Annotated in this window: 26 protein-coding genes; 17 read left to right on the top strand and 9 right to left on the bottom strand. The window is 57.8% G+C overall.

Annotated elements, in window-relative coordinates:
* Positions 1-78 precede the first annotated feature (78 nt).
* Both ACR0LZ_RS02145 and ACR0LZ_RS02150 read left to right on the top strand, forming a co-directional pair.
* Entirely contained in the window at positions 79-1,545 is a 1,467-nt protein-coding gene (locus tag ACR0LZ_RS02145) for a carnitine 3-dehydrogenase (RefSeq protein ID WP_480748431.1), read from the top strand.
* Positions 1,542-2,303: an SDR family oxidoreductase gene (locus tag ACR0LZ_RS02150; protein WP_480748129.1), complete on the top strand. Its 762-nt coding sequence runs from the start codon at positions 1,542-1,544 to the stop codon at positions 2,301-2,303. Before ACR0LZ_RS02145 ends, ACR0LZ_RS02150 begins: the two co-directional genes overlap by 4 nt.
* A 58-nt stretch (positions 2,304-2,361) precedes the next feature.
* Here the strand turns inward: ACR0LZ_RS02150 and ACR0LZ_RS02155 are convergent, their stop codons facing one another.
* On the bottom strand, positions 2,362-2,544 hold the full coding sequence (locus ACR0LZ_RS02155) for a hypothetical protein (protein ID WP_480748130.1): 183 nt from the start codon (positions 2,542-2,544) through the stop codon (positions 2,362-2,364).
* Positions 2,545-2,653: 109 nt separating this feature from the next.
* Positions 2,654-3,523 carry a helix-turn-helix domain-containing protein gene (locus ACR0LZ_RS02160; protein WP_480748131.1) on the bottom strand — a complete coding sequence of 290 codons (870 nt, stop codon included), beginning with the start codon at positions 3,521-3,523 and terminating at the stop codon, positions 2,654-2,656.
* 105 nt (positions 3,524-3,628) lie between these two features.
* Between ACR0LZ_RS02160 and ACR0LZ_RS02165 the strand changes: the two genes are divergently transcribed.
* From ACR0LZ_RS02165 to ACR0LZ_RS02175, 3 genes are read left to right on the top strand one after another with little or no spacing between them, the layout of a single operon-like run.
* Entirely contained in the window at positions 3,629-3,832 is a 204-nt protein-coding gene (locus ACR0LZ_RS02165) for a DUF2061 domain-containing protein (RefSeq protein WP_480748132.1), read from the top strand.
* Positions 3,825-4,730, top strand: coding sequence for a fatty acid desaturase (locus tag ACR0LZ_RS02170; protein ID WP_480748133.1), 906 nt, complete (start codon positions 3,825-3,827; stop codon positions 4,728-4,730). The genes ACR0LZ_RS02165 and ACR0LZ_RS02170 overlap by 8 nt, the downstream gene beginning before the upstream one ends.
* A gap of 21 nt (positions 4,731-4,751) precedes the next feature.
* Positions 4,752-5,654, top strand: coding sequence for an EamA family transporter (locus ACR0LZ_RS02175; RefSeq protein ID WP_480748134.1), 903 nt, complete (start codon positions 4,752-4,754; stop codon positions 5,652-5,654).
* A gap of 75 nt (positions 5,655-5,729) precedes the next feature.
* Here ACR0LZ_RS02175 and ACR0LZ_RS02180 read toward each other — a convergent pair whose 3' ends face one another.
* The 3 genes from ACR0LZ_RS02180 to ACR0LZ_RS02190 form a co-directional block, all read right to left on the bottom strand.
* Positions 5,730-7,076: a DEAD/DEAH box helicase gene (locus tag ACR0LZ_RS02180; protein WP_480748135.1), complete on the bottom strand. Its 1,347-nt coding sequence runs from the start codon at positions 7,074-7,076 to the stop codon at positions 5,730-5,732.
* Positions 7,077-7,259: 183 nt separating this feature from the next.
* Positions 7,260-8,201, bottom strand: a complete 942-nt coding sequence (locus ACR0LZ_RS02185) for a glycosyltransferase family 2 protein (protein WP_480748136.1) — start codon at positions 8,199-8,201, stop codon at positions 7,260-7,262.
* Between the two features lie 61 nt (positions 8,202-8,262).
* Complete coding sequence (locus ACR0LZ_RS02190; RefSeq protein WP_480748137.1) at positions 8,263-9,867, bottom strand: peptide chain release factor 3; 1,605 nt, start codon at positions 9,865-9,867, stop codon at positions 8,263-8,265.
* 109 nt (positions 9,868-9,976) lie between these two features.
* Here ACR0LZ_RS02190 and ACR0LZ_RS02195 point away from each other — a divergent pair, with 109 nt between their 5' ends.
* From ACR0LZ_RS02195 to ACR0LZ_RS02230, 8 genes are all read left to right on the top strand, one after another.
* Positions 9,977-10,339, top strand: coding sequence for a nuclear transport factor 2 family protein (locus ACR0LZ_RS02195; RefSeq protein WP_480748138.1), 363 nt, complete (start codon positions 9,977-9,979; stop codon positions 10,337-10,339).
* A gap of 73 nt (positions 10,340-10,412) precedes the next feature.
* Complete coding sequence (locus ACR0LZ_RS02200; RefSeq protein ID WP_480748139.1) at positions 10,413-11,192, top strand: SDR family oxidoreductase; 780 nt, start codon at positions 10,413-10,415, stop codon at positions 11,190-11,192.
* Between the two features lie 2 nt (positions 11,193-11,194).
* The gene (locus ACR0LZ_RS02205; RefSeq protein WP_480748140.1) at positions 11,195-12,307 is read left to right on the top strand and encodes a hypothetical protein; all 1,113 of its coding nucleotides are present in this window, start codon (positions 11,195-11,197) and stop codon (positions 12,305-12,307) included.
* 105 nt (positions 12,308-12,412) lie between these two features.
* Complete coding sequence (locus ACR0LZ_RS02210) at positions 12,413-13,459, top strand: methyltransferase domain-containing protein (protein ID WP_480748141.1); 1,047 nt, start codon at positions 12,413-12,415, stop codon at positions 13,457-13,459.
* Between the two features lie 146 nt (positions 13,460-13,605).
* Positions 13,606-14,625, top strand: coding sequence for an ABC transporter ATP-binding protein (locus ACR0LZ_RS02215; protein WP_480748432.1), 1,020 nt, complete (start codon positions 13,606-13,608; stop codon positions 14,623-14,625).
* Positions 14,626-14,768: 143 nt separating this feature from the next.
* The gene (gene surE, locus ACR0LZ_RS02220) at positions 14,769-15,551 is read left to right on the top strand and encodes a 5'/3'-nucleotidase SurE (RefSeq protein ID WP_480748142.1); all 783 of its coding nucleotides are present in this window, start codon (positions 14,769-14,771) and stop codon (positions 15,549-15,551) included.
* A complete protein-coding gene (locus ACR0LZ_RS02225; protein WP_480748143.1) occupies positions 15,548-16,198 on the top strand; it encodes a protein-L-isoaspartate(D-aspartate) O-methyltransferase in 651 nt (216 codons plus the stop codon). Before surE ends, ACR0LZ_RS02225 begins: the two co-directional genes overlap by 4 nt.
* 62 nt (positions 16,199-16,260) lie before the next feature.
* Positions 16,261-17,430 carry a peptidoglycan DD-metalloendopeptidase family protein gene (locus ACR0LZ_RS02230; protein WP_480748144.1) on the top strand — a complete coding sequence of 390 codons (1,170 nt, stop codon included), beginning with the start codon at positions 16,261-16,263 and terminating at the stop codon, positions 17,428-17,430.
* 9 nt (positions 17,431-17,439) lie between these two features.
* On the opposite strand, the gene ACR0LZ_RS02235 is transcribed toward ACR0LZ_RS02230, so the two are convergent.
* Both ACR0LZ_RS02235 and ACR0LZ_RS02240 read right to left on the bottom strand, forming a co-directional pair.
* Positions 17,440-18,105: a helix-turn-helix transcriptional regulator gene (locus tag ACR0LZ_RS02235; protein WP_480748145.1), complete on the bottom strand. Its 666-nt coding sequence runs from the start codon at positions 18,103-18,105 to the stop codon at positions 17,440-17,442.
* 33 nt (positions 18,106-18,138) lie between these two features.
* A complete protein-coding gene (locus ACR0LZ_RS02240) occupies positions 18,139-18,444 on the bottom strand; it encodes a hypothetical protein (RefSeq protein WP_480748146.1) in 306 nt (101 codons plus the stop codon).
* 223 nt (positions 18,445-18,667) lie between these two features.
* On the opposite strand from ACR0LZ_RS02240, the gene ACR0LZ_RS02245 reads away from it, so the two are divergent.
* From ACR0LZ_RS02245 to ACR0LZ_RS02260, 4 genes are all read left to right on the top strand, one after another.
* Positions 18,668-18,883 carry a twin-arginine translocase TatA/TatE family subunit gene (locus ACR0LZ_RS02245; protein WP_480748147.1) on the top strand — a complete coding sequence of 72 codons (216 nt, stop codon included), beginning with the start codon at positions 18,668-18,670 and terminating at the stop codon, positions 18,881-18,883.
* 6 nt (positions 18,884-18,889) lie between these two features.
* Positions 18,890-19,363 carry a Sec-independent protein translocase protein TatB gene (gene tatB / locus ACR0LZ_RS02250; RefSeq protein WP_480748148.1) on the top strand — a complete coding sequence of 158 codons (474 nt, stop codon included), beginning with the start codon at positions 18,890-18,892 and terminating at the stop codon, positions 19,361-19,363.
* Positions 19,360-20,280: a twin-arginine translocase subunit TatC gene (tatC, locus tag ACR0LZ_RS02255; RefSeq protein WP_480748149.1), complete on the top strand. Its 921-nt coding sequence runs from the start codon at positions 19,360-19,362 to the stop codon at positions 20,278-20,280. Before tatB ends, tatC begins: the two co-directional genes overlap by 4 nt.
* Positions 20,281-20,397: 117 nt before the next feature.
* Entirely contained in the window at positions 20,398-21,240 is an 843-nt protein-coding gene (locus ACR0LZ_RS02260) for an ATP-binding protein (RefSeq protein WP_480748150.1), read from the top strand.
* 68 nt (positions 21,241-21,308) lie between these two features.
* Here ACR0LZ_RS02260 and ACR0LZ_RS02265 read toward each other — a convergent pair whose 3' ends face one another.
* Together ACR0LZ_RS02265 and ACR0LZ_RS02270 are read right to left on the bottom strand one after the other, a co-directional pair.
* A complete protein-coding gene (locus ACR0LZ_RS02265) occupies positions 21,309-21,953 on the bottom strand; it encodes an SDR family NAD(P)-dependent oxidoreductase (protein ID WP_480748151.1) in 645 nt (214 codons plus the stop codon).
* 42 nt (positions 21,954-21,995) lie between these two features.
* Entirely contained in the window at positions 21,996-22,241 is a 246-nt protein-coding gene (locus ACR0LZ_RS02270; protein ID WP_480748152.1) for a hypothetical protein, read from the bottom strand.
* Positions 22,242-22,261 lie beyond the last annotated feature (20 nt).

The raw sequence follows: 22,261 nt of genomic DNA on the forward strand, positions 1-22,261 counted from the left end.
TACGTCGGCTTGGGGGCCAGCTCCCAAGCCCCGGAGTATTTTGAAAAAGATGAAGTATGCGTGTTTGGCAGGCAGGAAATCATGAAAACAGCAGCAATCATCGGTGGCGGTGTAATTGGCGGCGGATGGGCCGCGCGGTTTCTGCTCAATGGCTGGAATGTGCGGGTGTTCGATCCGGATCCCGAGGCGGAACGCAAGATTGGTGAGGTCCTGGATAATGCCCGCCGCTCGCTGCCGGGGCTGAGTGATGTACCGCTTCCGCCTGAGGGCAAGCTGAGCTTCCACTCGGACATGGTCGAGGCCGTGCAGGGAGCCAGCTGGATTCAGGAAAGCGTGCCGGAGCGATTGGATCTGAAGCTGAAGGTTTACAAGGGCTTGCAGGAATCCTGCGACCCGGATGCGATCATCGGGTCCTCGACCAGCGGGTTCAAGCCTTCGGAGTTGCAGGAAGATGCAATGCGCCCCGAGCAGATCGTGGTGACGCATCCGTTCAACCCGGTCTACCTGCTGCCACTGATCGAGTTGGTTCCCAGTCCGAAAAACGCACCGGGGCTGATTGCGAAGGCGCAGGACACTTTGCGTTCCGTCGGGTTCTTTCCGCTTCATGTCAAAAAGGAAATAGACGCGCATATCGCTGACCGTTTCCTTGAAGCTGTCTGGCGCGAGGCGTTGTGGCTGGTCAAGGATGGCATCGCCACCACCGAGGAGATCGACGAGGCGATCCGCATGGGGTTCGGTATCCGCTGGGCGCAGATGGGGCTGTTCGAGACCTATCGTGTGGCGGGCGGCGAGGCGGGGATGAAGCATTTCATGGCCCAGTTCGGCCCTTGCCTCAGCTGGCCTTGGACCAAGCTGATGGATGTACCCGAATTCACCGACGAACTGGTCGATCTAATCGCGGGTCAATCCGACGCACAATCGGGCATGCACTCCATTCGCGAACTTGAGCGTATCCGCGACAACAACCTTGTCGGCATGATGCGTGCGCTCAAGGCGCAGAACTGGGGCGCGGGCGCGGTGCTGAACCAACATGACGCGGCACTAAAGCCGGGCGCATTGCCGACACTGGATCAGGCAGATATCAGCCAGCCGATCCTGACATTGGCGCGCGCGGTGCCGCTGGACTGGACCGACTACAACGGGCACATGAACGAAGCACGATACCTGGATGCGTTCAGCGCGGCCTCGGACCGGTTCATGGAGATCATCGGGTGCGATGCCGACTACATCTCTTCAGGTGGTAGCTATTTCACAGCTGAGAGCCACGTCCGTTATCTGGGCGAGGCCCATGCCGGTTCAAAAATCAAGGTGCGCACGCAAATGCTGCTGGGAGCGGGCAAGAAGCTGCACCTGTTCCACAGCATGTATGAGGGCGACATGTTGCTGGCCACGGGTGAAACCTTCCTGCTGCATGTCAGTCTCGAAACCCGGAGGCCCTGTGCGCCTTCGGCCGAGATCGAGGCGGCAATGGCGCGCATCGCGCAGGCGCAAGCCGGGCTGCCCTTTCCGGAAGGGGCGGGGGCCGCAATCCGAGAACCTGTATGAACCAACGTGTCCTGATCACTGCCGGCGCATCGGGAGTTGGGCGCGCGATGGCGGACGCCTTTGCTGGCTCGGGCGCAGAAGTTTGGGTGGCGGACGTGGATGAATCGGCGCTTGCGAAATGTCCCGAAACCTGGCGGCGTACACGGGTCGATGTTTCGGACGAGGCGGAAGTAGCCGCCTTGTTTCGAGCAATCGACACAAAATGGGGTGGGCTGGACGTGCTCTGCGCCAATGCGGGCATCGCCGGACCAACGGCCTTGATTGAAGATGTGCGGCTGGAGGAGTGGCGGGACTGCATGGCCGTCAATCTAGAGGGCGCGTTCCTTTGCGCCAAATATGCGGCTCCCATCCTGAAGCGGCAAGGCAACGGTGTCATTCTGATCACCTCTTCGACAGCCGGACAATACGGTTACCCCAATCGCGCGCCGTATGCGGCGGCAAAATGGGGCGTCATAGGGCTTGGCAAGACACTTGCAATGGAACTGGGGCCATATGGGGCAAGATGTAACGTGATCTGCCCGGGCGCTGTTGAGGGGCCGCGCATGGAAGGCGTTCTGGAGCGCGAGGCGATGGCCAAGGGAATGACACGTGATCAGGTTTATCGTGGCTACGCCTCGGGTACCTCAATGGGCCGTTTCGTCGAAGGGCTTGATGTCGCCAATATGGCTGTATTCCTGGCTTCGGACGCGGCTCGTCTGGTGTCTGGGCAGGTGATCGCGGTTGACGGGCACACCGTTAACCCCGATCCCAAATTGTAGGGCGACATGCTCGACCGGCCCGCGGAGCGGGACGGTCCTTGCTTGACAACTTGGGTGGTCAGCTCTGATTTGGTCCCCGGATCTGCCGGATGGCCTGTCGGACGGCCTCCCAATCCTTGGCCTCGCCCGTTTTTCCTGCTTGCTCACAGGCGCGCATCTTTTGTGCCGCTTCGGCTTCGGCCTTGTCGCCATGCGCCGCGTACAGCGCCCGTGCGTATTCGGCAGTTTGTATTGCGTCCATTCGTCGAATCCTCCGCTTTTTTATCGACCGGTGGGATTTCCATCAGGTTCGCGCCAAGCAAGTATAAGCGAGACCAGAGCATTTTGCACCCAGCAGGAGATCTGAGGCGTTATTGGGAGGCCGAGGCGGCCTGTCGCAACCGCAGTAAATGTGCCGGAAGGTCACGGGCGGTGAGATCTGCCTCACGCACTAATGTGTCGAAATGCCGGGTAAAAAGCTCGATCCGATCTCGGTCACGAAAGGCCATATAGTGACTTCCTGCATAAAAAACGCATAATAACGGCCCGAAAATCGTGACTGGTGCCGAATATAGGCGTTTGGCGTCAAAGAGATAGATGCGCAGTCGCGGGTAAAGCTGCTCGCACAAATCCAAAAGGTGGTCAATCTGTTCCAGTCTGACATCCGCCGGCAATCCGCGATAGTACCCGGTGGCGCGGGCAAAACTGTCAATTTCAAACAGCGGCATCGCGATTTCATAGTCCGACTGCGCGCTGCGCATCCAGGTAAGACGGTCAGCAGAAGCTCCGATTGCCTGATCGGCCGTTCGCCCCAAATGCGGGGCATATTCCCATTCCAGCACGGCACGCGTTTTCAGCATGTCGGGCAATGTGGCGGGGACATACCGAATTTTGTAACCCGCCGCCTGTTGATGCCATTCGAATATCCGTTCGTCGACCAGCGCGCGTGGCGCTTCGGTCATTGATAGTGAGCTGGCCAGCAACTCGGCAGCGCTTTCAGGACGGTCCGACAAGCTGAGCAGCCAGTCTGCTGAAACGCCCAGTGTTTCTGCGCAACTGCCGATGACATGCGCATTCGGCAGGCGTGCGCCGTCATCCGTCAAAAGCTGAGAGACTGTTGATCGATCTACGCCGATGCGTCGGGCCAATCCGCTTTGCGTGACCTGTCTTTCTTCCATGGCCTTGGCCAGCCTCAGCCGAAATTGCGAGGCGCGGTCCCGTTTGTCCATTTTGTCATACATGTGTTGAGAAATATCATAATTGCTGAATTTTGTTAATCATATCCCGAATTCTCATCATGCCCATCCGTAAGTAACAATTCTGTGAAGAAAAAATTGGGGTACGAAATGGAGACGCGAAAGAGATCGGTCGTAAAGGCCGTGATCTGGAATGTGATGGGCTTGGCGACCATGACATTGGTCGGATTGGCCGCAACGGGATCCGCAGCGGTCGGCGGCACTTTGGCAGTGGTGAATACCGCAATCGGCCTGACTATGTATATCCTGTACGAGCGTGTCTGGGCAGGCATCGGGTGGGGGCGCAATGTCTGATTTGCGACCCTCGAACGACGCACCAGAATGGGGAACGTTCTTGTTGATCGTTGCCTGCTATGCGGCATGGTTGGCTGCAGTCTTTTGGCTGGCGAATATCAGTCTTGGGATTGCGATTCCGGTTATGGGGTTGGTCGCGGCGCTGCATTCGTCGCTGACCCATGAAGTCCTTCACGGACATCCTTTCCGTTCTAAGTGGTTGAACGAGGCATTGATGGCTTTGCCACTGACTCTTTGTATTCCCTACAACCGGTTTCGTGACTTGCACTTGGCGCATCACCGTGATTCAAACCTGACCGATCCCTACGACGATCCGGAATCCAACTATCTTGACCCAAAAGTCTGGAACACGCTGCCGACTTGGAAGCGGACTCTTTATTCGGCAAACAACACTCTTTTGGGCAGAATGGTTCTGGGGCCGGCCATCGGCCAGGCCGCGTTTCTTGCGGAGGAATGGCGTGGGGCCATAGGAGGCAACCGGGCGATCTGGATTGCCTGGGGGCTACATCTTCCCGGAGCCGTTGCAGTGCTTTGGATCGCGCTCCTGTCGCCCATGCCGGTGTGGGCCTATCTGATATCGGCCTATATCGGGCTTGGCTTGCTGAAGATACGGACATTTCTGGAACACAGGGCCTATGAAAAGGTTCGTGGCCGTACAGTCGTCATCGAAGATCGTGGGCCGCTGTCATTTCTGTTCCTGAACAACAACCTGCACGTCGTACATCACATGAACCCGAACGCGGCCTGGTATCGGTTACCTGCCCTGTATCACGAGGGAAAAGAACGTTATCTCGCGTGCAACGACAGCTATGTCTATCGGTCGTACGGCGAGGTATTTCGGCGTTATTTCTGGCACGCAAAAGACCCGGTGCCACATCCTCTCTGGCCAAAGCACTGATTTCGTTCCACAAGGGAAGCCATGAGTTTGTGGGTTCCCGTCACGATCGCAGCCGCGCTGTTCCAAACAGTGCGGTTCATGCTGCAAAAATCGTTAAGTACAGTCCGGCTCTCGGTGGCAGGCGCAACCTTTGCCCGGTTCGCCTATTCGGCGCCTTTGGCGGTGCTGGCTTTGATATTGGTTCTTCTCAACACTCCGGCGGAACTGCCACCCCTCGCGGTGCGGTTCTGGATGTTCGTTGCGATTGGAGGGACGGCGCAAATTCTGGCTACGATCTGTGTCGTGGCCCTGTTCAAGCAGCGCAATTTCGCGGTCGGAATCACCTTCAAAAAGACCGAGGTGATCCAGACGGCAATTGTCGGCTTCATCATTCTAGGAGAAGGTGTCTCGGTCGGTGCGCTTGGTGCGATTGCGCTTGGATTGGCAGCTGTTCTGCTGCTGTCCAAGACGCCTGGCGGCGATGGTGCGTGGTGGCGTCATCTGACCAATCGGGCCTCGCAACTTGGGTTAGGCTCCGGGGTGCTGTTTGCCTTCTCCGCAGTCAGCTATCGTGGGGCTTCTTTGCAGTTGGGCGATATTGATCCGTGGTTTCGCGCACTGGTGACCTTGGCAGCCGTGACGTCGTTTCAGATGGTGTCGATGGGGGCTTGGTTGTTTTGGCGCAATCGGGGGGACTTGTTGGCCGTCTGGCAAACCCGCCGGACCGCGGTTTTTGTAGGCTTGACGAGTCTGGGCGGGTCGTTTTGCTGGTTTCTGGCCTTCACCTTGCAGAATGCCGCCTATGTTAAGGCGCTGGGGCAGGTGGAGTTGATATTCAGCCTCTTGGCCTCAAGTCTTTTCTTTCGGGAATCAATCACGTTCAGAGAGATCGCAGGCATCGTATTGCTTTGCCTGTCGATCCTGGTGCTTGTGCTGGTTATCTGATTGCCAGGGAACAGCAGCTTGCAAGTGGTTCAATCAATTGCAAGGCGTTCACAAAACGCCTTGTTACAAATGATCTCACCCTGCGCGGCGTTCCTCAAAGCTCAGTGCGATAAAGCTGGGCAGGTGATCGCCCATCCCGACGACCGCCCGATCGCCGCCTTCGCCGCGATCCCGGCCACGTCCCTTGGGTTCTTTTCCCTTCTTGGGCTCGGTGGGTTTGTCAGCTTTCGCCTTTTTCGGTTCGGATTTGGCGGGTTCCGGCTTGGGTTCGTCCTTCAGCGGGTTCTCCAGGCGCGGAATTTCCTTCTGGATTAACCTTTCGACCGCATCCAAAGCTTTCGCGTCCCGTGGCCCACAAATCGTTACCGCCTTGCCCGCGCGGCCCGCGCGGCCGGTGCGGCCGATACGATGGACGTAATCTTCGGCATGTCCCGGCACGTCGAAATTGAACACATGACTGACAGACGGAATATCAAGCCCGCGTGCTGCCACATCCGATGCGACGAGCAATCGTAGCGAACCATCCCTGAACCCATCCAGTGTTTTGGTACGCTGGGATTGATCCAGGTCGCCGTGGATTGCAGCGGCGTCATAACCGTATTTCTTGAGCGATTTCGCGCAGATGTCGACATCAGTCTTGCGGTTGCAGAAGATGATGGCGTTGGTGCACTTGTCGCCCTCGGCATCGATCAATTTGCGCAGAACCTTGCGTTTTTCACTCGCTTCGCGGTCACGGCGACTGCCTTTGAACATCACCACGCTCTGTTCGATAGTCTCCGACGCCGTAGCCTGCCGGGCAACCTCAACTCGGGTCGGGGCCGACAGGAAGGTATCGGTGATCCGCTCAATCTCGGGCGCCATGGTGGCAGAGAAGAACAATGTCTGGCGGGTAAAAGGGGTTAGCGAAAAGATACGCTCGATGTCCGGGATGAAGCCCATGTCGAGCATCCGGTCGGCCTCGTCCACCACCATGATCTGGACGCCGGTCAAAAGCAGTTTGCCGCGCTCGAAATGATCGAGCAGTCGGCCTGGCGTGGCGATCAGCACATCGACACCACGGTCGATGAGCGCATCCTGTTCCTTGAAGCTGACGCCGCCGATCAGCAGCGCCTTGGTCAACTTCAGGTGCTTGGCGTAGGTGTCGAAGTTTTCGGCCACCTGTGCCGCCAATTCACGCGTCGGGCAAAGTACCAGCGAGCGCGGCATTCGCGCCCGTGCGCGCCCCCGCGCCAAAAGCGTTATCATTGGCAACACGAACCCGGCGGTCTTGCCGGTTCCCGTCTGCGCAATCCCCAACACGTCGCGCCCTTCGAGGGCCGCCGGAATTGCACCGGCTTGAATCGGGGTGGGAGTTTCGTATCCGGCTTCCTCAACAGCTTTGAGGACCTTCGGGTTCAGGTTTAGTTCGTTGAATTTTGTCATATATGTCCGGTTCATGCGGACACTGACCTGGCCCGCGCGTCTGAATACAGCCGGGCCCGGATGGCCATGCGCCCCATGCGCGTTTCGGCATGCGCGGGGACATAACAAAAACGTGGGGCAGGGTCAAATGAAGACGAAGTTAATTGGGTTTTGTCGTATGGAACGCGTTTTTCATTCAACAATTTAGCAGTTGGAAGAAAAGTGTTTCGTGACCTTTTTTTCCAAATCCAATGGGCGGTACTTCAAAAGTCCGCGGGCTTTCAGCCGCTCACGGACGGTTGGATCAGCACCGCTCAATTCATCGAAAAACGCGCGCAAGCCTGGCTCTCCACTTGTGTTTTCGACGGAAGACAGAAGATCATGCATGCTCATACCACCTTGTGATCTGGGAACATTTGGGGACAGTTCCGGCCTGTAAGCACCGCTAGCGAGCCGGTACGGATACCGAGCAATCCATTTTTCCCAAGACCAGGCGTGTTGGTGGCAGAGGTCTATACCGCCCAGTTCTGCCGGGCATACCACACGCTCGCCGTTTTGCAGAAGGTTGTGAATTCTGAATTCGATGTCCTCCAGACCGGTGCGGGCAAAAATCTTTCCTGCAACATGGCTCATGAACCCGCCTTTCACAAAGGCACCGAATTCGGGATAGATCTCGTCGACGAGCCTCTCACGATCCGGTCCCGGCGGAATGAAGGCCTTGTACAAATCTCCGCCACCTGCCAGTGCCTCAACCGGACGCACGCGCGCGCATTGTGTTCCCGAAGGCAGCGCGTCCAACAGATCGTTGATCCTGTTTTCGGCCCAAAGAAACTCATCCACGTCGATATGTGCCAGCCAATCCACATCAGCGCGACGATAAGCGTGAGTAGCGTTCACCGTCTGGCGCACCTGATGCTTCTTCGGTCGGCGGTGTTTGAACTTGGACCAGTGCTTGTCGCCGCAAGAGGTAACGCGCACCTTTGGATGTGCTTTGAGGCGAGAAAAGACTGCGGATTCGGGTGAATCCAGATAGATGAACAGCCGATGAGCGCCCAACTCCAGATGGTGCGCAGCAAAGCGCAGGATGTCTTCCTCATCGGCTTTGATCGTGGAAACAATGCCCCAAGTGATTTCATCCCGAGGCATACCGGCTCCTAAAGAATCTGATGATGCTGCTCATCAATGGCAGGTTAGGACAGGGGCGGACTCAGGTCATCATTTCTTTGGTGGCCGTCAGTTTGACCCCTGGATAGTCGCGCACAACCCGGTCGATGTCCCATTGCAGACGCGTAAGATAAACAATGTCGCCGTCATGGTCATGCGCGATGTGCTGCTTGTTCGCGGCGACCAGCTTTTCGACGGCAGCCTTTTCACCCGACACCCAGCGCGCCGAGGTGAACTGCGATACTTCGAAACGGACCGGCAGGCCGTATTCCAACTCAATCCGGCTGGCCAGGACCTCGAACTGCAGCGCACCGACGACGCCAACGATGAACCCGGACCCGATGGAGGGCTTGAACACCTTGGCGGCACCTTCTTCGGCAAATTGCATCAGCGCCTTTTCCAAATGCTTGGCCTTCATAGGGTCACCCGCCCGCACGCCTTGCAGCAGTTCCGGCGCGAAAGAGGGGATGCCTGTCACCCGGATCGCCTCGCCCTCGGTCAGTGTGTCTCCAATACGCAGCTGGCCGTGGTTCGGGATTCCGATAATGTCGCCTGCCCAGGCCTCCTCGGCGAGCTCCCGGTCTGAGGCCAGGAACAGAACGGGATTTGACACCGCCATCGGCTTCTTTGTGCGCACATGGGTCAGCTTCATGCCGCGCTTGAAATGGCCCGAAGCCATGCGCACAAATGCGACCCGGTCGCGGTGCTTGGGGTCCATATTCGCCTGAACCTTGAAGACAAAACCAGCGACCTTCTTTTCGTCCGGGGACACTTGCCGGGGTTCCGCGGATTGTGGCTGTGGCTCGGGGCCGTAGGAACCAATCCCTTCCATCAACTCTTTGACACCGAACGAGTTTATGGCCGAACCGAACCAGATCGGGGTCATATGCCCTTCAAGCACCGCCTGAGGATCAAGCGCGGGTAGCAATTCGCGCGCCATCTCAACCTCTTCCAGCAACTTTTCAAGCAGATGTGCAGGAACATGTTCCGACAGTTTCGGGTCATCAAGCCCGTTAATTTCAATGCTCTCGGCCACCTTGTTGCGGTCGGCGCGGTCCATCAACTCCAACCGGTCGCGCAGCATGTCGTAACAGCCGATGAAGTCACGCCCCATGCCAATGGGCCAACTGGCCGGAGTGACGTCGATTGCCAGCATTTCCTGAATTTCGTCGATGATTTCGAACGTGTCTCGGCTTTCCCGGTCCATCTTGTTGCAGAAGGTCAGGATGGGCAGATCGCGCAGGCGACAAACCTCGAACAGCTTTTGCGTCTGGCTTTCGACGCCCTTTGCCCCGTCGATCACCATGACCGCCGCGTCCACCGCAGTCAGGGTGCGATATGTATCTTCTGAAAAATCGCTGTGGCCGGGCGTGTCGACCAGGTTGAACCTGAACTTGCCATAGTCAAAGGACATGGCAGAGGCCGAGACGGAAATACCCCGGTCCTTTTCCATCTGCATGAAGTCCGAGCGTGTCCGCCGTGCCTCGCCCTTGGCGCGCACCTGACCGGCCATCTGAATGGCACCCCCGTAAAGCAGGAACTTTTCAGTCAGCGTCGTCTTGCCCGCATCCGGGTGCGAGATGATGGCGAATGTCCGGCGACGGGCAATCTCGGGCGGCAGGGCAGGTTGGTTCGAGGTATCAAGCATGACCGCGCGTATAGGCGGGGAATCCTGCCGAAGCAAGACAAAGGGGCTGGTTCGAATCACTGGCTTGTGGCTATAAGAACATATAGTGAACAAATGACGGAGTATTTCGATGGATTTGAAAGAGATTGCCAATGAATTGGTGGCCGGCTGCCGTGAGAACCGCGCCAAGGAAAATCTTGAGAAATTGTATACGCCGGACGCAGTTTCTGTTGAAGCGGTCGATTACTCAGGCATGGGGCGCGAAATAAAGGGGCGTGACGCGATCCGAGGCAAGCATGAATGGTGGGAAGGCGCGCATGAAGTTTCGGGCGCTTCGGTCAGCGACCCGTTTGTGCACGGCGAAGACCGCTTTGCCGTGATCTTCGAGGTGCAAGGCAAAGTGAAAGAAACTGGCGAGAGCTTTGATATGAAAGAGATTGGTATCTATCACGTCGCCAACGGGAAGATCGTTCGCGAAGAGTTCTTTTACTGATCATTGAACCGTTTCTGGTCTTCTCTTGCTGGCCGGTGCTAGACATGCGGAAATGGCTGATAGGGAGAACCTCATGGATCTGGGAATTCGCGGTAAACGGGCGCTGGTCTGCGCCAGTAGCAAAGGCTTGGGTCTGGGTTGCGCCGAGGCGCTTGCCGCAGCAGGCGTCGAACTGGTCATGAACGCGCGCGGCGCCGAGGCGCTAGAGGCTTCTGCTGCGCGCGTCCGTGCCGAGTTTGGAGTGCAAGTGCGGACCATTGCCTGCGACGTGACCAGACCAGAAGGTCAGAAACAGGTCATCGAATTGGCGCGCGGTGTTGATATTCTTGTCACCAATGCGGGTGGCCCGCCGCCTGGCCTTTGGTCGGATTGGGATCGCGACGATTTTATCAAGGCGTTGGATGCCAACATGCTGGCTCCGATTGCCTTCATGAAGGCGCTTTTGCCGGGGATGATCGAAAACGGATGGGGTAGAGTGGTCAACATCACATCGCAATCTGTGCGCGCACCCATCGCGGTTCTCGGACTGTCGAACGCGGCCCGGACCGGCCTGACTGGTTACGTGGCCGGTACATCCCGGCAAGTTGCGCCACACGGAGTAACCATCAACAATCTGTTGCCCGGCATTCACGCGACAGATCGTGCGGACTCTTTAGATGGCGGCGTCGCGAGCCAGAAAGGGATCAGCGTCGAAGAAGCCCGAGCCGAACGCGCTGCGACCATCCCTGCCCGCCGTTATGGTACGCGGTCAGAGTTCGGCGCGGCCTGCGCGTTTTTGTGTTCGCAGCATGCCGGGTTTATCGTGGGGCAGAATATCCTGCTGGATGGTGGCGCCACCAATCTGACAATGTGAAGATGGCGCAGGGATTTTCGCTCAAGGATCAGCTTTTCAATCTGGAAAAGACCCGCTATCTGGCGGGCCTTTTCGCCCAAGCGGATCTGGATTTTGACGCCTACGCGTTCGAGGCGCGGGTCATGGAGCGATTGCGCGAACTCGAACTCAAGGACCGTATGCACTGGATTGCAGACTGCTTGCGGCATTCGATTCCCGGGAAACTGCCGGCGGTCGCACCGACAATTCTGCGCGCCTTGCCGGCGCCGCTTGATCCGGCCTTGGTAGACGACGATTTCGGCGATTTCATTTTCGCGCCCTTGGGCGAGTGGGTGGCCATGATCGGGATGGAATACCCGGAACAGGCGCTCGATGTTCTGGAAGAGGTGACACAACGGTTTTCGATGGAGTGGGCAATCCGACCATTCCTGAATCGCTGGCCGGACCTTGTTCTGGATCGGGCGTCAGATTGGTGTGATCATTACAGCTATCACGTGCGCCGACTGGCCAGCGAAGGTACGCGTCCGCGACTGCCGTGGGGAGCGGGTATACCGCTGAACCCACGGGATACCTTACCCTTGCTTGACCGCTTGCACTTCGACAGCACGCGCTATGTCACTCGGTCGGTGGCCAACCATCTCAACGACATCGCCCGCACCCACCCGGATCTGGCGATCGCGAGATTGGAACAATGGAGCTCCGAAGAGCGGCAAACACCCGAAGAACTGCGTTGGATGACCTCCCATGCCCTGCGCGGTCTGATCAAAGCGGGGCATCGCGGCGCGATGATGCAACTGGGTTTTGATCCGGAAATACCTCTCGATGTCACGATCAAGGCTCCGACCGCAGCGAAGATCGGGGGAAGCCTTGATTTTTCGGTGCTGATTGATGGCCCCGAAAACCAGCCGGTTCTGGTCGACTATGTCATTCATTTTCTCAGGCCTTCAGGGAAACGCTCCTCCAAGGTTTTCAAGTTGAAACAGGCAGAAATTGGCTCCGGAACTCTGCATTTGAGCAAGTCGCATAAACTCAAGCGGGATGCGACGACCTTCAAGCTGATGCCAGGACTGCACGTGCTGCAAGTGCAGGTCAATGGCAGGATATGCGACGAGGTCGAGTTCGCCCTGATGGCATGATGCACCAGAGTCATTCTCACGGTTGCGTCAGCGGGCCGTTGGTCGGATTGAACCTTTACCGTCACTGAACTAGCTGAGTGCTGAAATCACCATTGGGAGGCAACGATGAAGCACGAGGCGGTTCAGAACTATTACGGCGATGTCCTGAAAGGAAGCGCTGACCTTCAGACAAACGCCTGTTGTACGCCTGACATTGTGCCTGCACATCTCAAGCCAATACTGTCGAAGATCCATGACGAAGTTTTGGCGCGGTACTATGGCTGCGGCCTGATTGCGCCGCTGGACCTTGACGGCATGCGCATCCTGGATCTGGGATGCGGGGCGGGGCGCGATGTCTATGCGTTGTCCGCAATGGTTGGCGAAACCGGGCGCGTGGTTGGTGTGGATATGACGCCCGCTCAGTTGGAGGTGGCCCGGGCACATCAGGATTATCATGCCGAGGCCTTTGGTTATTCAGCCAGCAATGTCGAATTTCATCACGGATATATCGAAAAACTGGACGATCTCGATCTGGCTCCCGGCTCTTTTGACATCATCGTTTCAAATTGCGTGATCAATCTTGCGACCGACAAGGCAGCGGTTCTGCGCGGAGCGCACCGGTTGTTGAAAAACGGGGGCGAGATGTATTTCTCGGATGTCTATGCAGACCGCCGTGTTCCAAGGTCGATGGTAGAAGACGAAGTCCTTTATGGCGAGTGCCTGTCAGGCGCGCTTTATTTGAACGATTTTCTGTCGATGGCAAAGGATGCGGGCTTTGACGATCCGCGCCGTGTCACTCATCGCCCGCTCGCGATTGAAAATTCAGCGCTCGAGGCTCGGGTGGCTCCATTGAAATTCATCTCTGCCACTTATCGCCTGTTCAAACTGCCGGATCTGGAACCGGCCTGCGAAGATTATGGGCAGGCCGTCATCTATAAGGGAACGATCCCGGATGCGCCGCATGAGTTTGCACTCGACGATCATCATCTGATTGAAACGGGTAAGGTCTTTCCCGTGTGCGGCAACACTTGGAAGATGTTGCAAGACACCCGTTTTGCCCGCCACTTCACCTTTATCGGAGATTTCTCGACCCACTACGGCATCTTTGCAGGATGCGGCGGCGACAGCCCGTTCGTGACCGAAGGGCAACCGGCCTCAACCGGGTGCTGCTGATCTCTTGCACCTGAAGGGCGGGGTTGTTATCCCCGCCCGAGCCCGATGAAATTGATCGGGAAAGGCAATGGGGTCCATCGGTGACGGTCAAGGCAGTTCCTCCACGTCTGGAAATCCGCAATATCAAGCGTGCCTTCGGCGGGCGTATGGTGGTGGATGACGTCTCGTTACGTATCAATGCGGGGCAGGTGACCTGTCTCCTCGGGCCTTCGGGATGCGGCAAGTCCACGACATTGCGCATGATCGCCGGGGTCGAGATGCAGGATTCGGGCGAGATCTACGTCGATGGCAAGCTGATCTGTGACACCGTGTTCCGTGTTCCACCCGAGCGGCGCGAGATTGGCCTGATGTTTCAGGATTTTGCGCTGTTCCCGCATTTAAGTGTCGCTGAAAATGTTGCCTTTGGCCTTAAAGGGACAAAAGAGAGAAAACGCGCCCGGGTTGAGGAATTGCTGGCGAAGGTTGATCTGCTGCGGTTTATCGATGGCTTTCCCCATCAACTGTCAGGAGGAGAACAGCAACGCGTCGCGCTTGCACGGGCTTTGGCGCCGCGGCCTCGGATTATGTTGATGGACGAGCCGTTTTCCGGCCTCGACAACCGGTTGCGCGATGGCATTCGAGACGAAACACTCGCCATTCTGAAGGACGAGGACGCAGCAGTGCTGCTGGTCACGCACGAACCGGAAGAGGCGATGCGCATGGCCGATGAAATTGCGCTTATGCGCGGTGGAAAGATTGTTCAGCAAGGCGCCCCGTACAACGTCTATACTCGCCCGATTGACAAAGCTGCCGTATCTTTTTTCAGCGATATCAATGTTCTGAGGGCGCAAGTTAACGGTGCTTTAGCGCAAACGCCTTTCGGTCAGTTCCTTGCCCCCGGCATCCCGGACGGCACCAATGTCGAGATCGTCTTCAGGCCCCAGCACGTCAAGCTTGACTTTGATCGTGGGGGTAAAGGGCCGGTTCCGACCCCCAGCGACGGTGTGGCCGCGCGAGGTGTAGTAGAACGTGCGCGGTTTCTGGGCAACGAAAGCCTTGTCGAGTTTCGGATGGATTATAGCGGGTCTATCCTCAAGGCGACGGTTCCGAACGTGTTTGTACCGCAAATCGGACGTGTGATGTGGCTAACGATCCGGCGTGACCGTTGTTTTGTTTTCCCCGCCTGACGCCGGGCCAACCCAATAGCCTGTTTTGAAACCAGTAGTTTCCGTCCAAGTGGTGCGCTAATGCCGCAGATTGCGACCTGGGATTGCTTGCCGCAATCTGGCACCGCGTCTATCAAGGGCGAAATCGGTTAAGAGATGGCAGGATGCGTATTCTTCTTACAAACGACGACGGCATCAACGCGCCGGGGCTGAGGGTGCTCGAAGCGATCGCTGCGGACTTGGCCGGGGCTTCGGGCGAGGTTTGGGTCGTCGCACCGGCGTTCGAACAATCCGGTGTAGCCCATTGCATCAGCTATACCCATCCGATGATGATTGCCAAAATGGGTGAACGACGCTTTGCGGCAGAGGGGTCTCCGGCAGATTGCGTGCTGGCAGGCCTGCATGACGTGATGAAGGATAGCCCGCCAGATCTGGTTCTGTCGGGTGTGAACAGAGGAAATAATTCGGCTGAAAACGTGCTGTATTCCGGGACTTTGGGCGGTGCGATGGAGGCGGCTTTGCAGGGACTTCCCGCAATTGCCCTGTCGCAATACTTCGGCCCCCGCAATCTGGGGTTGGAAAACACCTTTGAAGTCGCCGAACGTTTTGGTGCCGATATTGTTCGCCGTATTCTGGATGCCTCGCCGGACGAGGATGACGACTACCGACTTTTCTACAACGTAAACTTCCCGCCGGTGCCGGCGAGCGAGGTTTTGGGGTATCGCGTAGTTCGGCAAGGATTTCGCAAGGGAACGAACTTCAGCGTTGAACCCCACAGTTCCCCGTCAGGCAGGCGGTTTTTGTGGATCAAGGGCGGGTATCAGCACAACCCGACAACCCCCGATACCGATGCGGCGGTCAATCTGGAAGGTTATGTTTCGATCACACCCATGCGAGCGGATCTGACTGCGCACGACGCTTTGGAGGCGCTGAAGGCAATCGAATGAGCGGCCCTGATCCAGAAACAAAGATGCAGTTTCTTTTCGCCCTGCGTTCCAAGGGCGTGACGGATGCACGCGTTCTGAATGCCATGGAATCGGTGGATCGAGGGTTGTTTGTCAAAGGGCTGTTCGCGGAACGCGCTTACGACGACACACCGCTGCCGATTACCTGTGGGCAGACTATCAGCCAGCCCTCGGTCGTAGGCCTGATGACGCAGGCCCTGCAGGTGCGCCCACGCGACACGGTTCTCGAAGTCGGCACTGGCTCTGGCTACCAGGCGGCTATTCTCGCCAGGTTGGCGCGCCGGGTGTACACGGTGGAGCGTCACAAACGCCTTGTGGCAGAGGCGGTTGATCTTTTTCGGGACATGGGCCTGTCCAATATTACCGCCATCCTGTCGGATGGATCATTCGGTTTGCCCGAACAGGGACCGTTCGATCGCATTATAGTAACCGCTGCGGCGGAAGACCCGCCCGGCCCGCTCTTGGCGCAGCTCAAGATCGGCGGTATCATGGTGGTGCCGGTGGGACAGTCGGATACGGTTCAAACGCTGATCAAGGTGACCCGCACCGAAACCGGTATGGAATATGACGAATTGCGGCCCGTCCGATTTGTACCTCTGCTTGAGGGGCTTGGCAGGGATGGGGTGTGAAAAAGAGATTTGACAAAACGCCAGACCCCCGGCCAACAGGGGGCGGCATTGAGGATGGCAAGATGAGTGCAGTATTTCGATCGGTCACCGGGCGTCATTTGGCGGCAGCAGCGGCCATGGCAGTACTGGCGGGTTGTGAAGGCCCGCTGGACTATGACCTGAGAGGCCAGGTCGGCGGGTTTAGTACCACACCGGCCGCCCAATCCGTCGGCACTGCCAACCGGCCGGCGCCTGATGCGCGCGGGGTCATCACCTATCCGACTTATCAGGTTGCAGTTGCTCAGCGTGGTGACAGTGTCAGCGAAATCGCGTCGCGGGTAGGCTTGCCTGCTGAGGAACTGGCCCGGTTCAACGGGCTTCAACCTGGTGATACGCTGAGAGAGGGCGAAGTGATCGCGCTGCCCCGAGCGGTTGGTGCTGCACCGGGCGCCGGTGTTGATATCGAAAGCATCGCCGGCAGTGCCATCGACTCCGCGCCAGGCAGTGACACGGTCGAAACCACCACGCTTGCCCCGGCCAAACCCGCACCCGCTGAACCGGTTGCATCAGGCCCTGAGCCCGTGCGCCACAAGGTGAAGCGAGGCGAGACAGCCTATACCATCTCACGGCTCTATCAGGTGCCGGTCGAGGCCTTGGCCGAATGGAACGGGCTTGGCCCCGATTTTGTGGTGCGTGAAGGGCAGTTCCTTCTGATCCCGGTCAAGGATCAACCCGCGCCGAAACGGGCAGCAGAAACCTCGACGACTGCAGTGACGCAACCGGGGCAGGGCTCGCCAACGCCGACACCGCCCAGTGCGACTAAGCCATTGCCGGACGAAGTCGTGGCGCCAAAGACACCTGCCGAACCTGCGGTTCAGACACCGGCACCAAGTGCCGCAAGCAACTCAGCGCTGGCTTTGCCGGTGACCGGGAAGATCATACGCCCCTATAGCAAGGGCAAGAACGAAGGCATCGACATCGCTGCGACGCCGGGCACGGCAGTGACTGCCGCAGAGGCCGGCACCGTGGCTGCGATCACCGCAGATGCTGATCAGGTTCCAATTATCGTGATCCGACACCAAGGGGATTTGCTGACTGTTTACGCCAATGTCGAAGGGATCAGCGTCAAGAAGGGGGATCAGGTAAAACGTGGCCAGAAAATCGCCGCTCTGCGCGGCGGAGACGATGCCTATGTGCATTTCGAGGTGCGCAAAGGTTTCGACTCGGTCGATCCGGACCCATACTTTAAGTAACCGAGCTGCTTACGGTTGAAAATCGCTCAACCGTTTCCCCGGTTCGTCCGAGAAGAGCTCCGGCAACGGGGTGACGCTTTCGATCAGGTCGACGCGAAAGACACGGAAAGCCGAGCGCATCTCGCACCATGCGGTCAGCGTCCAGACGCGTCCCCAGTACTCCATGTGCAGGGGCCGGATGACCCGGTCTGTCAGGGTGTCGTCGATACGGCGATAAGACAGACGCAGTTTTTGCCGCGCCTTGATGGCAGCCCGGATCGGAGTCATTTGCGCCAGCCCCCTTGCCGCATCGGCAAAAGGATAGACTGCAAATTTCCAGGCATCTGCCTCGGCAATGGTCTGGGTTGGCAAAACCGCGTCGATTTTCTCGGCCAGTGATTCTGCCGCAGCTTTCAAGTCGGCATCGGCGGCCTCGGCGACGATTGCCATCCCCAGATTCAATGCTTCCAATTCTGCAGGGGTCAGGTTGAGCGGTGGCAGGGTAATCTGTTCGCGCACTATGTAACCGACTCCGCGCTCGCCTTCGACCGGGATACCCGAGGCGGCCAGCGTGTCCATGTCGCGATAGATCGTGCGGACCGACACTTCCAGTCGGTCCGCGATATCCTGGGCGCGGTACAGTTTTCCGTCGCGCAAGATTTGGATGATATCGAAAAGACGATCAGTGCGGCGCATGAACTTACCCTTGGCGCGCCATGACCTAGATCGTCAAGCGCTCATGTCCCAAAGCACCGTTTCGTGCCGCATCTCGATGGTATCTGGACGAATGGCGGCCATTAGTGCGACGGCGAAATCCTGCTGGGGGAATCTCCTGGCCGCAGTTTGGGCCGATTGAATGTCCTGCCAGACCACATAGTCGGTCCAGCGCCCATCCTCGCCCTGGCTCAATTGACGATGCTTGAATCCGGCTGACGCCCGGACAAAGGCTTCTGAAGATTTGCTAAGGTTTATGAACGCCTCTTCGCTAACCCCATTGGCCAGCGTGAAGGTGACAATTTCAGCGACATGGGTCATGTTAATCTCCTATTTGTTACTGTCGGTAAGGTGGGCCTAGCATCAGGCAACTGACATAAACCTGTCAGTAGATTTCCAGACCTGAACGAAACAGTCATTTTTTTCGTGAAAAGGCGTGTCACCAAGGCTGTCTGTGCTTTCTGTGCGTCGGACACAGGCGTAAAACACCAATCGAAATCATGACGACCGGTGCTCTGGAAACCGGTGAAAGAGGAGTAAGACTATGCTTAACAATATCGGCCTTCCCGGCCTTCTGCTGATCGCGGTTGTGGTGCTGGTGCTGTTTGGCCGTGGCAAGATCAGCTCGCTGATGGGCGAAGTCGGTAAAGGGATCACCGCCTTCAAGAAAGGGGTCAAGGACGGTACCGAAGAGATCGAACAGGACGCCGCCACCGCTGCCAAGGATGTCACGCCCGAGACCGACAAAGACAAGGCATAAGCAACCATGTTTGATCTGGGCTGGACCGAGCTTCTGGTTATCGGCATCGTGGCGCTGATCGTAGTAGGGCCCAAAGACCTGCCTGTCCTGTTCCGCAATGTGGGGCAGTGGGTTGGTAAGGCTCGAGGCATGGCGCGTGAGTTCAGCCGTGCAATGAACGAGGCGGCCGACGAGGCTGGCGTGAGTGAGATATCCAAGGGGATCAAGGCTGCGACCAACCCCGTGAACACGGCGATGGACGGGGTCAAGAAGGCGGCGCAGGACATGGCCTCGGATATTACCTCGGGCATTGATCCGACCAAGTTCGATCCTGACAGCGAGACCGGAAAGCTGGCCGCCGAGCGGGCCGAGCAGGCCAAGAAGATTCAGGCCGCGACCGCCCGTGCCGCAGCCGATCGCAAGGCGCGCGAGGCCGCCGATGCACTGGCCAAGGCCGAAGAAGCCGAGGCGGCGCTCAACACCGAGACAGACAAGACATGAGCAAATCCGACGAGATCGACGACACCTCCGCGCCGCTGATCGAACACCTGACCGAACTGCGCACGCGGCTGATACGTTCCGTTCTGGCCTTTGTGGTCGGCATTATCGTCGCCTTTGCGGTGGCCGAGCCGATCCTGCAGTTTCTGTTGCAGCCGATCGAGGCGACCCTTCGCGAACTTGGCGATCCTTCCCCGACGTTGCAGTACACGTCGCCACAGGAATACCTGTTCACCCTGTTTAGAATATCCATGGTATTCGGGTTCGCCCTGGCATTCCCGGTGATCTCCTACCAGATGTGGCGGTTCGTGGCGCCAGGGTTGTACCGATCGGAAAAAGGCGCATTCCTTCCCTTCCTTGTCGCGTCACCTTTCATGTTCCTGCTCGGGGCAGCCTTTGCCCAATTCGTGGTGACACCACTGGCGATGCAGTTCTTCCTCGGCTTTGCCGATGTCAGTTCGATCTTTGCCAACTTGCTGTCTTCGGCGACGGGTGAAGTGCCGACCGAAGTCGCCGTGGTACCCGAGACATCAGACGGCGTGAAAATCACGTTCTTTGGCAAGGTCAATGAATCCCTCGACATCACGCTGAAGTTTATCCTCGCCTTCGGGCTTTGCTTTCAACTGCCGGTCCTTTTGACGTTAATGGGTAAAGCAGGTCTTGTCAGCGCCGAGGGGCTGGGTGCCGTCCGGAAATACGCGATGATTGGTATTCTGATCCTTGCGGCCTTGGTCACGCCTCCAGATGTGATTACCCAACTGATCCTGTTCACGGTGGTTTACGGCCTGTACGAAGTCTCGATTTTCCTTGTCGCGCGTGTCGAAAAGAAGCGCGAGGCGCAGCTGCGTGCGGACGGCTATTACGACGACGAGGAAGAGGACGATCCCCTGATGGCCGAGTTTGAAGAGGACGGCAAGTAAGCCTCGCTCACTCGACTGGAATGGCGTGCGGGGCAACCCGCGCGCCTTTTTCGGTTCAGATGGCTTGTCGCACTTGCCGGAACATGTTTGAAGCGCCTGATCAGACCGGAGGACCATATGGACAGCCAAGCCCTGAACCGCATTGCCGAAGCCCTGGAACGGATGGCACCCGCACCGCTCGCCGCACCGGACTTCAATGCGGCATCGGCATTTGTCTGGCATGTTGATCCCGATCGGCTGGAACCTGTACCGCATGTCAACAGAGTGGATCTCGACCTGCTTGTTGGCATAAACCGCTCACGCGATACGCTGCTCGACAACACGCGGCGGTTCGCAAAAGGTTTCAAGGCGAACAACGCGCTTTTATGGGGCGCGCGCGGTATGGGCAAATCGAGCCTGGTCAAGGCCGTACACGGCACTTTGCAAGACGATCATCCAGATTTGAAACTGGTCGAACTCCAAAGGGAAGACATGGGTTCGGTCGCACGCCTGCTCAACCACCTGCGCGCCGCGCCGCACCGGTTCATTCTGTTTTGCGATGACTTGTCATTCAGTCATGACGACCAGCACTATAAATCCCTCAAGGCCGTGCTGGATGGTGGTATCGAGGGGCGCCCGGAGAATGTCGTGTTCTATGCTACATCGAACCGCCGCCACCTAATGCCGCGCGACATGATCGAAAACGAACGCTCCAGCGCCATCAACCCGTCAGAGGCAGTCGAGGAAAAGGTGTCGCTCTCGGATCGTTTCGGCCTTTGGCTGGGCTTCCATCCATGCAGTCAGGACGAATACCTTGCCATGATCGACCGCTATTGCAGCGCCTATGGTGTCAGTGTCGGGGCGGAAACACTTCGGGCCGAAGCTATTGAGTGGCAAGCCACACGCGGTGCCCGTTCGGGCCGAGTTGCGTGGCAGTTCTTCGTCGATCTGGCGGGACGTCAGGGCGTCCACATCGCATGACAGGTCGTCTTGGTCCTCACAAGTCTACTCCGGCAACAGCCGGGAATGTGACCCGGAACGAGCCACACTTAGAGCAGAGCCAACAACCGAGTGGCTTCGTCGGAGGGCGATGCCAAGACCGAACGATCTTCTCCGGGAAAAAAACGCGCCCGTAAAGCAGTGGCCATCGGTGCCGGTTCCAAGATCGTCACTTGTGGTCCGGTATTGACGGTTTCTGCGGCCCAGCTGCGCGCCAGGGCAATTTGCGCCGCCTTGGTTGCCCCATAGCTGCCAAAAAACTTCTCGCCTGCACGGCGATCGTCAAAGAATACTGCCTGTCCTGTCTCGCCCAATAGCGGCGCAATATAAGGGATCAGAACCGAAGTGGCCGTGGCGTTGATTGAAACGGATTTGGTCCAGTCCTTGGGATCGACGAAGGGGGCAGGCGTCAGCGGCGCTGCATGGATCGCTGTGTGCAGCCACAAATCCAGCTTGCCCCAACGGTCGTATATCCCCCGGCACAAGGTCGCCATCGCATTCGGATCAGCGATATCCATCGGCGCAAGTGTCGCCGCACCGCCTTTGGCTTGAATTCGATCGTCCAGCTCTTCCAACCCGCCTGTGGTGCGGGCTACGGCGACTATGTGATAGTCCTCGCTGAGCGCTTCGGCAAGTGCGGCTCCCAGTCCGCGCGAAGCCCCGGTGACAAGGGCGATTTTGGTCTTATCGGTCATGTGGGTGGTTTGAACCTCCATGCGGGTATCGTCAAGTCAGGATTAGCTTCCGGGGATGTCGATCCTGCGGGTCTGGCCGCTTTGCCGCAGTACCAGCCCAGAGTTGTCAATGGCGATGACCGTGCCGGTTCCAATCCGGCTGCCGGGTTTGACTTCCTTGGTGCGGCCTGTCGAAAGGCGAACCAGGGCGTGCAGGTTATTGGCGGGGCCGAATACTCCCAGCACGGAAATATCATTCCGTGTTAACGCACCTTTCTGCGTTGCGGCGCTGTCTACCTTGTTGCTCATGGAGTCGGCCCGGTCAGTGA

This window comes from Ruegeria sp. CI1, assembly GCF_056536925.1.

Coding starts and splice junctions, on each gene's coding strand:
- ACR0LZ_RS02235 (WP_480748145.1), bottom strand. CDS start 18,105: ATGCGCCGCACTGATCGTCTTTTCGATATCATCCAAATCTTGCGCGAC.
- ACR0LZ_RS02225 (WP_480748143.1), top strand. CDS start 15,548: ATGAGCGGCCCTGATCCAGAAACAAAGATGCAGTTTCTTTTCGCCCTG.
- ACR0LZ_RS02270 (WP_480748152.1), bottom strand. CDS start 22,241: ATGAGCAACAAGGTAGACAGCGCCGCAACGCAGAAAGGTGCGTTAACA.
- ACR0LZ_RS02165 (WP_480748132.1), top strand. CDS start 3,629: ATGGAGACGCGAAAGAGATCGGTCGTAAAGGCCGTGATCTGGAATGTG.
- ACR0LZ_RS02155 (WP_480748130.1), bottom strand. CDS start 2,544: ATGGACGCAATACAAACTGCCGAATACGCACGGGCGCTGTACGCGGCG.
- ACR0LZ_RS02265 (WP_480748151.1), bottom strand. CDS start 21,953: ATGACCGATAAGACCAAAATCGCCCTTGTCACCGGGGCTTCGCGCGGA.
- ACR0LZ_RS02200 (WP_480748139.1), top strand. CDS start 10,413: ATGGATCTGGGAATTCGCGGTAAACGGGCGCTGGTCTGCGCCAGTAGC.
- ACR0LZ_RS02260 (WP_480748150.1), top strand. CDS start 20,398: ATGGACAGCCAAGCCCTGAACCGCATTGCCGAAGCCCTGGAACGGATG.
- ACR0LZ_RS02195 (WP_480748138.1), top strand. CDS start 9,977: ATGGATTTGAAAGAGATTGCCAATGAATTGGTGGCCGGCTGCCGTGAG.
- ACR0LZ_RS02185 (WP_480748136.1), bottom strand. CDS start 8,201: ATGCCTCGGGATGAAATCACTTGGGGCATTGTTTCCACGATCAAAGCC.
- ACR0LZ_RS02205 (WP_480748140.1), top strand. CDS start 11,195: ATGGCGCAGGGATTTTCGCTCAAGGATCAGCTTTTCAATCTGGAAAAG.
- surE (WP_480748142.1), top strand. CDS start 14,769: ATGCGTATTCTTCTTACAAACGACGACGGCATCAACGCGCCGGGGCTG.
- ACR0LZ_RS02150 (WP_480748129.1), top strand. CDS start 1,542: ATGAACCAACGTGTCCTGATCACTGCCGGCGCATCGGGAGTTGGGCGC.
- tatC (WP_480748149.1), top strand. CDS start 19,360: ATGAGCAAATCCGACGAGATCGACGACACCTCCGCGCCGCTGATCGAA.
- ACR0LZ_RS02190 (WP_480748137.1), bottom strand. CDS start 9,867: ATGCTTGATACCTCGAACCAACCTGCCCTGCCGCCCGAGATTGCCCGT.
- ACR0LZ_RS02175 (WP_480748134.1), top strand. CDS start 4,752: ATGAGTTTGTGGGTTCCCGTCACGATCGCAGCCGCGCTGTTCCAAACA.
- ACR0LZ_RS02160 (WP_480748131.1), bottom strand. CDS start 3,523: ATGTATGACAAAATGGACAAACGGGACCGCGCCTCGCAATTTCGGCTG.
- ACR0LZ_RS02180 (WP_480748135.1), bottom strand. CDS start 7,076: ATGACAAAATTCAACGAACTAAACCTGAACCCGAAGGTCCTCAAAGCT.
- ACR0LZ_RS02245 (WP_480748147.1), top strand. CDS start 18,668: ATGCTTAACAATATCGGCCTTCCCGGCCTTCTGCTGATCGCGGTTGTG.
- ACR0LZ_RS02170 (WP_480748133.1), top strand. CDS start 3,825: ATGTCTGATTTGCGACCCTCGAACGACGCACCAGAATGGGGAACGTTC.
- tatB (WP_480748148.1), top strand. CDS start 18,890: ATGTTTGATCTGGGCTGGACCGAGCTTCTGGTTATCGGCATCGTGGCG.
- ACR0LZ_RS02230 (WP_480748144.1), top strand. CDS start 16,261: ATGAGTGCAGTATTTCGATCGGTCACCGGGCGTCATTTGGCGGCAGCA.
- ACR0LZ_RS02215 (WP_480748432.1), top strand. CDS start 13,606: ATGGTGGTGGATGACGTCTCGTTACGTATCAATGCGGGGCAGGTGACC.
- ACR0LZ_RS02240 (WP_480748146.1), bottom strand. CDS start 18,444: ATGACCCATGTCGCTGAAATTGTCACCTTCACGCTGGCCAATGGGGTT.
- ACR0LZ_RS02210 (WP_480748141.1), top strand. CDS start 12,413: ATGAAGCACGAGGCGGTTCAGAACTATTACGGCGATGTCCTGAAAGGA.